This window comes from Metalysinibacillus jejuensis (assembly GCF_003057615.1).
Taxonomy (GTDB): Bacteria; Bacillota; Bacilli; order Bacillales_A; family Planococcaceae; genus Metalysinibacillus; species Metalysinibacillus jejuensis.
In genome coordinates, this window is record NZ_QAFW01000106.1 from 1 (window position 1) to 2,376 (window position 2,376).

General features: G+C 40.0%; 4 protein-coding genes. 1 reads left to right on the plus strand and 3 read right to left on the minus strand.

Annotated features, from left to right (window positions below; all coding sequences use genetic code 11):
* Positions 1 to 1,006 (plus strand): IS110 family RNA-guided transposase (locus DDE80_RS14140; RefSeq protein WP_108308575.1); only part of this gene is annotated, 1,006 nt, incomplete at its 5' end.
* A 292-nt stretch (positions 1,007 to 1,298) separates the two neighbouring features.
* Here DDE80_RS14140 and DDE80_RS14145 read toward each other — a convergent pair.
* The 3 genes from DDE80_RS14145 to DDE80_RS14155 all read right to left on the minus strand — a co-directional run.
* Positions 1,299 to 1,646, minus strand: a complete 348-nt coding sequence (locus DDE80_RS14145; RefSeq protein WP_108308577.1) for a DMT family transporter — start codon at positions 1,644 to 1,646, stop codon at positions 1,299 to 1,301.
* Positions 1,643 to 1,963, minus strand: a complete 321-nt coding sequence (locus DDE80_RS14150) for a DMT family transporter (protein ID WP_201261546.1) — start codon at positions 1,961 to 1,963, stop codon at positions 1,643 to 1,645. Before DDE80_RS14150 ends, DDE80_RS14145 begins: the two co-directional genes overlap by 4 nt.
* Before the next feature lie 280 nt (positions 1,964 to 2,243).
* Positions 2,244 to 2,376, minus strand: a 133-nt coding sequence (locus tag DDE80_RS14155; RefSeq protein ID WP_153060869.1) for a zinc ribbon domain-containing protein, incomplete at its 5' end; no start/stop codon positions are given.

A 2,376-nucleotide genomic window follows, 5' to 3' on the forward strand; every position in this document is an offset into this window, starting at 1 on the left:
TTTCAAAAATCATGGCTATACATATAGTCGCATGAATCCGCTTGAAGCGAACCTACAAATGGCGAAAATGCGACGTCATAAAACGGACTGTAGTGACGCACATGAACTAGCGAAAACGCACTTTAAAATGGAGCGTGAAGCGACTTACGTTCAAGATGACTATTATGAACAGATGCGTGCACTCACGCGTTATTACGACGAAGTAGATGAAGAAATGATTGGACTCAAAAGCCGAATGCATGCGATTTTACATATGAGTTTTCCAGAGCTTGAAAAACTAATTACGCCAAGTTCGGCTTTATTTTTAACTATCGTACAGCTTTACCCACATCCTGCACTTGTATTATCGCATTCAAAAACAGTCATTAAAAATCGTTTGAAAGCGAATACGAAAAAGAATCTTTCACTCACTCGTGCAGAGAAAAAAGCAATGGAACTCATGGAAGCAGCCCAAAATAGTTATCCCGCAATTAAGCCGATAGATGTTCGATGTGACCAAGTAAGAGATTACGCATCTCGTATTGGAGAATTAAAGGAAAAGAAAGAAGCACTCGTCCAACAGATGGTAGTACTATCTAAAGAACGCCAAGAATATACCGTATTACGTTCCATTCCTGGTGTTGGCGATTCAACAGCTTGTCGTCTAATTGGGGAAATCGGGGATATTCGCCGTTTCCAAAATGCGAAACAACTAAACGCTTATGCAGGGATTGATATCATGCGTTATCAATCCGGTAATACCCAGTATCGTGACCGCATCAATAAACGTGGCAATAAACATTTGCGAAAAATTCTATATTTCATGATTCAAGGGATGCTTATGTTAAAGGAGAAACCAAATCATTTTGTGGATTACTATTATAAATTAAAAACGCAACCTCAGAGAAAGCCTCATAAGGTTGCGATCATCGCCTGCGTCAATAAATTTCTGAAAGTGACATTTCAGTTACTGACACGAGGCATCCTATACGATTATGAGTCCGCATTACCAGCTCAGAATTCGTAATGAAATGTAACTCAACTATACCATATAGACCTTTCGAAAAAAATAAAAATCGTTAGGCCTTTTTGGCTTGTGAAAATTTAGTTTTGTGGGGGAGGGGTACCCCTCCCCCACAAAACTAAATCATAATAACAAAAGAAATTAATTAAATACACTTGACTAATCGTAAGAAATGAGGTTGGGACATAACTCGATTTTTAGGAGAGATATAAAATTTGAGTGGTAATTTTCTTAGCTAAACAAATCATTTAATGCGCTTGAAAGTAAAAAATGTGAGTCGATTTTGAAAATCGTCTCACATTTTTTCTTTTGTCCCAGCCTCTGGCGGTCCATCTTGGTTAAGTAAAATAACGCCTAAAATAATAAGCAATAGCTCAAGCGCGATAGTGACGGTGAAAGGGTCGTTAAATACGACTACGCCAATAATAACGGTAGCTGCCGTGCCAACCCCTGACCAAATCGCATAGGCAACGCTAAGCGCCATATGACGAAGTGTGAGACTTAAAAAATAAAACGCGGTTAAGTAGCCTACTATAACGACAATAGATGGTAGAAGGACCGTAAAGCCATTCGAAAACTTTAGCGCAAGCGTTGCTATAATTTCAGTTATAATGGCTACACTAAGCAATGCAAAACCCTTCATACTAGCTCACCACTATTCAATAGCACAACGCCTACAATGATGCATAGTAGGCCGAGTGCTTTTTTTAAGCTAATAACCTCTTTATAAACGATGCCCCCAATAATAGCTGTAGCAGCTGTACCAAGCCCTGACCACATCGCATACGTAATACCAAGCGGCAATGTGAGTAACGTTAAAGACAACGTATAAAACGCAACGCCGTAGCCTACTACAACGCCAAGAGAAGGCGCGAGTTTGCGAAAGCCATCCGTCGCTTTCAGTAAAGAGCTTGCTACGACTTCTGCCATAATAGCAACAATGAGTAAAAGATAAGGCAAATGGATTCCTCTATTCTGTTAAGCTTTGTTTAAGTGTGTGCCAACGCTTTTTGTGTTGCGTTGGGACTTCGACATAGTCGTCGAGACAGTCAATAAAATGTTTTAAGCGTGTTTTTTGATGAATAAGTGCGTGTTTTAATGTGGGAGCCTGCTCTGTGAACTACCCACCACTTATTGACCTTGCGGCCTAATTGAAGTGGGGGCTTCTCGACTTATCGTTGCTTTTACTAGCCAACGAAAACTGACCGAGCTAACCCTCTTGTTCCAAGAGTTTTTGTTTCTATGCTAATGCCAATAGGCGAATGCCTTCATTTTTGATATTGATGGCTGAATTATAGTCACGATATGCCACATACCCACATGAACAACGGTAAGTACGTTCAGATAGCTTCATAGGTTTTTCTGCACCACAA

Excerpts from the sequence above, each read along its gene's own strand:
- DDE80_RS14145 (WP_108308577.1), bottom strand. The coding sequence starts at position 1,646 with ATGAAGGGTTTTGCATTGCTTAGTGTAGCCATTATAACTGAAATTATA.